The 6,965-nt window shown below is 62.3% G+C and carries 9 protein-coding genes; 4 read left to right on the plus strand and 5 right to left on the minus strand.

Annotated features, from left to right (window positions below):
* From JOZ76_RS13500 to JOZ76_RS13515, 4 genes are all read left to right on the plus strand, one after another.
* A partial coding sequence (locus JOZ76_RS13500; RefSeq protein ID WP_291699133.1) for a flagellar basal body P-ring protein FlgI occupies window positions 1-111 on the plus strand: 111 nt, incomplete at its 5' end.
* Complete coding sequence (gene flgJ / locus JOZ76_RS13505; RefSeq protein WP_291699125.1) at window positions 111-551, plus strand: flagellar assembly peptidoglycan hydrolase FlgJ; 441 nt, start codon at window positions 111-113, stop codon at window positions 549-551. The genes JOZ76_RS13500 and flgJ, both read left to right, overlap by 1 nt.
* Complete coding sequence (locus tag JOZ76_RS13510) at window positions 548-1,033, plus strand: hypothetical protein (RefSeq protein WP_291699126.1); 486 nt, start codon at window positions 548-550, stop codon at window positions 1,031-1,033. Before flgJ ends, JOZ76_RS13510 begins: the two co-directional genes overlap by 4 nt.
* A gap of 141 nt (window positions 1,034-1,174) precedes the next feature.
* The gene (locus JOZ76_RS13515; RefSeq protein ID WP_291699127.1) at window positions 1,175-1,552 is read left to right on the plus strand and encodes a hypothetical protein; all 378 of its coding nucleotides are present in this window, start codon (window positions 1,175-1,177) and stop codon (window positions 1,550-1,552) included.
* 8 nt (window positions 1,553-1,560) lie between these two features.
* Here the strand turns inward: JOZ76_RS13515 and JOZ76_RS13520 are convergent, their stop codons facing one another.
* The 5 genes from JOZ76_RS13520 to JOZ76_RS13540 form a co-directional block, all read right to left on the minus strand.
* Complete coding sequence (locus JOZ76_RS13520) at window positions 1,561-1,929, minus strand: hypothetical protein (RefSeq protein WP_291699128.1); 369 nt, start codon at window positions 1,927-1,929, stop codon at window positions 1,561-1,563.
* A gap of 12 nt (window positions 1,930-1,941) precedes the next feature.
* Window positions 1,942-2,310, minus strand: a complete 369-nt coding sequence (gene flaF, locus JOZ76_RS13525) for a flagellar biosynthesis regulator FlaF (RefSeq protein WP_291699129.1) — start codon at window positions 2,308-2,310, stop codon at window positions 1,942-1,944.
* A gap of 244 nt (window positions 2,311-2,554) precedes the next feature.
* Window positions 2,555-3,781, minus strand: a complete 1,227-nt coding sequence (locus tag JOZ76_RS13530) for a flagellin N-terminal helical domain-containing protein (RefSeq protein ID WP_291699130.1) — start codon at window positions 3,779-3,781, stop codon at window positions 2,555-2,557.
* 209 nt (window positions 3,782-3,990) lie between these two features.
* Window positions 3,991-6,249, minus strand: coding sequence for a DUF1522 domain-containing protein (locus JOZ76_RS13535; protein ID WP_291699131.1), 2,259 nt, complete (start codon window positions 6,247-6,249; stop codon window positions 3,991-3,993).
* Between the two features lie 338 nt (window positions 6,250-6,587).
* A partial coding sequence (locus JOZ76_RS13540; protein ID WP_291699132.1) for a flagellin occupies window positions 6,588-6,965 on the minus strand: 378 nt, incomplete at its 5' end.

Raw genomic sequence — 6,965 nt, forward strand, 5'->3', positions numbered from 1 at the left:
CAGCTGGTCGACGGCCTCAACGGCCTCGGCATCGGCCCGCGCGACCTGATCAGCATTTTGCAGGCGATCAAGGCCGCCGGCGCCATCGAAGCCGATATCGAGGTGATGTGATGCAGTCGGGATTCATCACCACGGCAGAGGGGCGCGTCCCCGCCAGTTTCGCGACCGCATCGATCGCGCCGCGCGCCGATCTCGAGCTGCAGGACGCGCTGACGAAGGTCTCGCCGGCCGCGCAGGCCAAGGCGAAATCGACTGCCACCGATTTCGAGGCGATGTTCCTCAATTCGATGTTTTCGGAGATGACCAGCGGCCTGAAGGGCGAAGGACCGTTCGGCGACACGCCCGGCACCGGCGTGTGGCGCTCGATGCTGACCGAGCAATATTCGAAGAACTTTGCCAAGGCCGGCGGCGTCGGGATCTCCAGCGAGGTTTTTCGCACCCTGATCCTGCAGCAGGCCAAAACTGAACAGAGCAAGGCCGACCAGGCCAAGACCTATCAGATAAAGACCTACCGGACAAAGACGTCCAGCGAGATGAGGACACCGACATGAACGCATCGGCGCAACGCCAGGCGGCCCCCGCCCCCATCCCCGCCTCGCCGGCCGCGGCCAGACAGCTCGCAAGCGAGCTGATGGAGGCAATGAGCGCCCTGCTCGGCATCATCGAGCGCGAGACCGAGCTGGTCCGCGCCGGCAAGCTCAAGGACGCGATGGCGCTCGGGCCGCAGAAGTCGGAGCTGTCGCGGCGTTATGTCAAGGCGGTCAGTGAGGTGAAGGCGAACCAGAAGGTTCTGTCACGATGCGCGCCGGAACTGCTGCCGTCGCTGCATCGTCATCACGACACCTTTCGCGCGATGCTCCAGGTCAACCTGACGGTGCTGGCGACCGCCCATGCGGTGTCGGAAAACATCGTGCGCGGCGTCAATGCCGAGATGCAGCAAAGGAACGTGCCGAACACCTATACCGCGGCCGGCCGCCGTGCCGCGGCAGGACCGCGCCACATCACGCCGATCTCGGTCAGCCGGTCGCTGTAACGCGAGCGGTGACATTTCATTAAAATTTAGCCGAACTAATCGAGGGAATGTTCAACATATTTACTAACAAAACGTTGAGACCTGCTGGGCATAGTCCATGGAGGAGCGAAGGAGTCGCTCAGGGGGCACCAGGAGGTTGCCATGAGTTCGGATTTCAGCATCAGGCCAGTGGGGGCCGCGGCGGTCACACCCGTCGTGCAGGCGCCCAGCCAAGCCGTCAGCGAGGCTGTGGCCACCGATCTACCCGCCAGCCAGAGCGTGACGGTTGGGGATCCGAGCGCGGCTGCTCGCAACGACGCCCAGGCTCAGGCCCAGGCGGCGAGCGAGTTCGTGTCGCATCAGGCCTTCTTCGATCGCGATGCCGCCTCGATGGTGTTCCAGGTGCTCAACGGCAGGACCGAGGCCGTGGTCGAGCAATATCCCGACGAGGCGGTGCTGCGCCGGCGGGCCTATTTTCATGCGCTGGACATGACGAAGGACAGTCCGCCCCGGGCACTGCCGACCGATCGGACGGCTTAGCCGCCCGGCTATTTCAGCGTCGCTTGCGCCGTGTCGAGATAGGTCGATCCGGTGGCCGGGTCCGTCACCACGTTCTTGATCTGCGCCTTGCCGATTGCGGTCAGGGTGAATTTCGTGTTGCCGATGCGGAACGCGTAGTCCTTGATCAGCACATCCTGATAATTCACCGTGCCGTCGTCGCTCTGGTAGCGGACCTTGGCCTGGTAGCCGCTCACATCCGTGATGCTGAAGCTGAACGATTTGCCGTTGGCGTATTTGCCGCTCCAGCTGCCCTGGAACAGTTTTGGATCGACCGCGACATATTTGCTCTTGCTCTGCGCCGCGTTCAGCACGTTGGAACGATAAGAGGCGGACAGCAGGCTCATGATGTCGGCCATGACACGGCTCCGTTACGCGCGGCCGGACAGACCCGCGGCGATGTTGCGGTTGATGTCGATCAGGGGCTGGAAGTGATCGAACTGCGGGCTGATCTGCAGCGCCGCCGTCTGCGTCAACACGAACACGCCGATATTGGCGATCTTCTGACGGATTTCGAGCGGCTGCGGATTTCCCTCGCGCATCGCCTCGCTAAGGAAGATGGTCCAGAGCTTGCGGTTGTAGAGCAGCGCCTGCCGCGTCTGCTCGCTGCGCGGATCGGCACTGTTGATGGCCTCCTGCAGCTTGTTGGCCGCCTTCAAGAGCGTCTGCGCTTCGATATCACGGGCCGATGCGGTGGTGGTGGCAACGCGCGCATAGGCTGCAGCCGCGGGATTGGACATTCGTTACCTCGGGAGTTTCCCTAGCTGATTCATGCATTTAGGGGCTGGTCCCGGGGACAGTAAAGAATACCGCTTAAGATTAGCTTACTGATACGGTCCGGTAGAATCACGGGCATCCGAAGTTTTGATGGATTGACATTCCGACGCGGCGGTTGCGCGCACACCGGCCAAGAAGGCCAAGAAGAAAAAAGCGGCGGGGCTGTTGCCCCGCCGCAAGACTGACCCAAGTTCTTCTGCTTATCGATCAGCGCAGCAGTTGCAACACGCTCTGCTGCGACTGGTTGGCGAGCGACAGCGCCGAGACCGCGATCGACTGCCGGGTCGACAGCGCCTGACTGTTGGCCGCCTCCTCGTTGGTATCGGCCAGCGTCAGATTGGACGAGCCGGTCTGCAGCACGTCGATCAGGGTCTTGTTGAAGTCCTGACGGATCTGCACGACCGACAGGTTCGAACCGAGAGACGACGCTTCCGAACGCAGCGTGTTCGCCGCGTTGCTCAGCTTGGAGAGAATGCTGTTGGCCGAGGTGCTGTCCAGGAAATCGGTGCCCGCCGCCAACGTGCTAAGGCCGAGGCCTGTTGCGTTGAAGGTGACGCCCGAGATGTTCAGGCTCGACTTGCCGGTTTCGTTGAAGGTCAGCTTCAGATTGTCGCCGTTCAGCAGGTTGACGCCGTTGAAGGACGAGTCCTGCGCTGTCGTCGTGATCTGCTGGATCACTGTGTTGTACTGGCTGACCAGGTTGGCGCGGGTGGTCTGCGAGGTCGGATCGGCAACCGCGGCGTTGACCGTTCCTACCGTCGCGGTGGTAGCGGTGATGTCGACACCCTCGCCGGTCGGTGCAGTACCAGTGCTGCTGATGGTCTGGGCCGCCGCATCGTTGGTCGAGGTGAAGGTCAGCGTATCGGCCGTCGAGGACAGCGAGGCGATGAGGGCAACGCCGTTCGACGCCAGCACGCTGTTGAGCTGGTCCAGCGTGTTGACGGTCGCAGTGCCGCTGGCGGTTGTGAAGGTCGAACCGATCGTCACGGCCAGCGTGCCGCTCGAAGTCTTGAAGGTCAGGACCGAACCGCCGAGCTTGCCGGCATTGAGGTTGCTCGCAACCGTCGTGCCGGTACCGGTCGTGCCGGTGCCGGTGACGCTGACATTCGCCTTGCTCGAATAACCGACCGAGCTCTGCAGCACCTGGTTGGCGATCGACTTCGCGGAGTCGACCAGCTTCTGCAGCGAGGTAATGCCGGTATTGGCGGCCTGCAGCACCTGCACGCCATTGCCGATACTGTCGAGCAGGTTGCCGATGTCGCTGGCGCGATTGTCGAGCGACTGGGCGGTGAAGAAGTTGGTGGGATTGTCGAGCGCGGAATTGACCTTCTTGCCGGTGGCAAGGGCATTTTGCGTGGAGGCGAGCAGATCGGCGGTGGACTGCAGGGCCAACAGGTTTTGCCGGACGGACGCGGAGAGAACGATACCAGACATGCGCTACCTTCTTTCTTGAACGTGTTTGCTTTCTTGCAGAGTAGTACCCTACCGCGTGCGCAGTACGGCACTACCTCCAGACGTAGCCTCATACCTTTAAGCAAGTATTTATACGGGGTTCTCCGGTAGCGGGGGACCGAGCAAAAAAACGCAAAAAAGCGGCGGGGAAAGCCCCGCCGCTTCGTTGACGTTAAAATTTCGTTGTCTGTTTACCGCAGGAGTTGCAGCACGCTCTGCTGCGACTGGTTGGCCAGCGACAGCGCGGACACCGCGATCGACTGGCGGGTTGACAGGGCCTGGCTGTTGGCCGCTTCCTCGTTGGTGTCGGCGAGCGTCAGGTTGGACGAGCCGGTCTGCAGCACGTTGATCAGGTTCTTGGAAAAGTCCTGGCGGATTTCCACGATCGAGAGGTTCGAGCCCAGGCTCGATCCCTCGGAGCGCAGCGTGCTCGACGCCGCGTTCAAGACCGACAGAACCTTGTTGGTCGCACCGTTGTCGATGAAGTCGACGCCCGTCACCAGGTTACTGAGACCAAGGCCGGCCGAATTGAACGTGACGCCGTTGATGCTGAGGGTCGACTTGCCGGTCTCGTTGAACACCAGCTTCAAGGTATCGCCGTTGAGCAGGTTCACGCCGTTGAACGAGGCGTCCTGCGAGGTCGTATTGATCTGCTGAAGGATGTTGTTGTACTGCGCGACCAGGCCTGCGCGCGCCGCCTGGGCGACCGGATCCTGCACCGGCGGCTGCGGCGTGGTGAACGTCAGCGCGCTGGTCAGCGTGCCGCCGATGGCCCCGCCGGCCGCCACGGACCCCAGCGTCGAGGACGCGTAATCGTTGGAGGTCGTGATCGTGAGCACGCCGTTGGCGTCGACGGTTGCAATCAGATTGTCGGCCTGCAGCGCCGCGTTGAGCTGGTTCAGCGTCTTGACCGTGCCATTGGTGCCGTCGCCGAAGGTGACGTTGACCGGCGTGCCGCCGTTGAAGGCGGTGAAGGTCAGCGTCTTGCCGCTGATGCCGCCGACCCCGGAGGTACGCGCAGCCGTGAAGGCCGTCGCGTTTCCGGTGTTGCCCGCAAGCCCGAGCACCGACAGCGCATTACCGGTGCCGGTGATCGACAGATCGGCATTGATCCCGGTCGAGATCTTGAGCTGACCGGAAACATTGACCGAGGAGTTGACCTGGCCGGTTGCCGTCGCAAGCCCCGCCGCGCCGTTGGTGATGGTCGCGGTCTGCACGCCGGTCGCGAGGTCGATCGCGTTGAGCACGTCCGACAGGGTCGCGCCCTGCAGGTAGACGGTCGAGTTGCCGCTGCCGTCGGTGACGACGTTGCCGGAAACGCCGGAGCCGGTGGGCACCGCCGCCGAGGCCGGCGTCGCGGCATCCTTGAAGGTGATGATGTGGCCGTCGACGTTCAGCGTCGAACCCGCCTGGATCAGGGCGCTGAGGCTGTTGGTACTCGTGGTGCGGAATGCCTGCACGGTCGCATTGCCGCCCCCTGTCGAGTTGGTCAGACCGAGCGCTGCGAGATCATCGGCCTTGCCCGTCAATGTAAGATCCTGGCCGGTGGTACTCTGCAACTGAATTGCGCCGCCGACACTGATCGTCGAAGGGGTCTGGCCCGCGGCCGTTGACACCGTGGCGACGCCGCCCGAGAGCGAAGCAAGCTTGACGCCGCTTGCAAAGTCGAAGGCGGTGAGAAAGTCACCGACCGTGGTGTTGGCGTTGAGGTAGACCGTGGAGTTGCCCGCGCCGTCAGTGACGACATTGCCGGTGAGGCCGGCGCCGCCGGCGGCTACGCTGGCGGTGGTCGGAGTCGTGGCCGCCTTCACGGTCACGGTCTTGCCGTTGATGGTGAAGACGTCGCCGTCGGCGAACTTGGTGGCGCCCGACGTGGTCAGCGCGGCGCTTGCGCCATAGATCTTGGTCGCCGTCGTGATTGCGACCGAAGTCGCCGAGTTGTCGCTCACGTTGTTCAGCGTGAACAGGCCCGAGGTGCCACCCAGCGTCTTGGCGGAGGTCGCCGGTGTCACACCGCCGGCCGCGCCGCTGTAGAGCACGTTGCTGGAGGCGGTCGCGCTGGCGTAGGACGTCGTGCCGCGCAAGTCAGCGGCGGTGGCGCCGGGCACCGTGGTCTGGACGTTCGATTTGGTCGAGTAGCCCACCGTGGTCTGCAGCGCCTGGTTGGCGATCGATTTCGCCGAGTCGATCAGTTTCTGCAGCGAGGTGATGCCGGTGTTGGCGGCCTGCAGGATCTGCACGCCGTTGTTGATGCCGTCGAGCAGGTTTGAGATGTCGCTGGCCCGATTGTCCAGCCCCTGCGCGGTGAAGAAGTTGGTCGGATTGTCGAGGGCCGAGTTGACCTTCTTGCCCGTCGAGAGGCGCCCTTGCGTCGTCGCCAACAAATCGGCCGTCGACTGCAGCGACAGCAGGTTCTGGCGGACTGATGCCGAAAGAACGATACCGGACATTTGCGGACCTTCCTCTTATTGCACGAAGCCAGCGACGAATCGGGAACGCGCTGACCTGAACCGGACTTTGGTCCAGTTGTAGGAGGTGTCCTTTAAATTAAGGTTAATACCAGCTTAAATCCTATGATGAATGCTTTGCTAATCTTGACGTGCACGGCAATCACATTATTATTTTACCTTCTTAGTCATCATTTTACCTACATGGATTATGATTTTACCTGAATGACTATCATTATACCTCATGCTGAATACTGTCGGGAGACTTGGCGGTAGCCGCGCAAGAAAAACGGCGGGGCAAAAGCCCCGCCGCCAGATTGTCTCAGGCCCTGTCTTTATTATCAGCGCAGGAGCTGCAGAACGCTCTGCTGCGACTGGTTGGCGAGCGACAGCGCGGAGACCGCGATCGACTGGCGGGTCGACAGCGCCTGGCTGTTGGCGGCCTCCTCGTTGGTGTCGGCCAGCGTCAAGTTGGACGAACCGGTCTGCAGCACGTTGATCAGGCTCTTATTGAAGTCCTGACGCACCTGCACGATCGACAGGTTCGAACCGAGCGAAGACGCCTCGGAGCGCAGCGTGCTCGAGGCCGCGTTCAGATTCGACAACACCTTGTTGGTCGCCGCGTTGTCGATGAAGTCGACACCGCTGGTTAGCGCCGCCAGGCCGAGGCCTGTGGAGTTGAAGGTGACGCCGGTGATGTTGAGGCTGGACTTGCCGGT

This window comes from Bradyrhizobium sp. (assembly GCF_019244115.1).
Classification (GTDB): Bacteria; Pseudomonadota; Alphaproteobacteria; order Rhizobiales; family Xanthobacteraceae; genus Bradyrhizobium.